The sequence below is a fragment of the Shewanella sp. CAL98-MNA-CIBAN-0140 genome, assembly GCF_040309905.1.
Taxonomy (GTDB): domain Bacteria; phylum Pseudomonadota; class Gammaproteobacteria; order Enterobacterales; family Shewanellaceae; genus Shewanella; species Shewanella psychromarinicola.
On record NZ_JBEOPI010000254.1, the window covers coordinates 1 to 246 of the forward strand.

Genomic DNA, 246 nt, shown 5'->3' on the forward strand with positions numbered 1-246 from the left:
GTCGTGATGTCTTTAGCGATTTCTTTGGCATCATCGCTGCTGATACGCAGCCGTTGTTTTTGCTCATTAAGAGAAGGAGATATCAAAACGCTCCAGCGGGTCGCGAGCATACTATTGCGTTGAATATATCTTTTCTTATCGATACAGTCGCGGAACCCTTGTTGAATGTGAGGGTGCAGGCGATCTTTGACACGAATAAACAAGTTGTTTACATCGTAAGGAATGTCATACCAACAGCCATAAAAG

The 246-nt window shown here is 43.5% G+C and carries 1 protein-coding gene; it reads right to left on the reverse strand.

Going from position 1 to position 246, the window contains the following annotated elements; all coding sequences use genetic code 11:
* The coding region (locus AAEY93_RS20965; protein ID WP_351079661.1) for a hypothetical protein at positions 1-246 on the reverse strand (246 nt) is incomplete at both ends.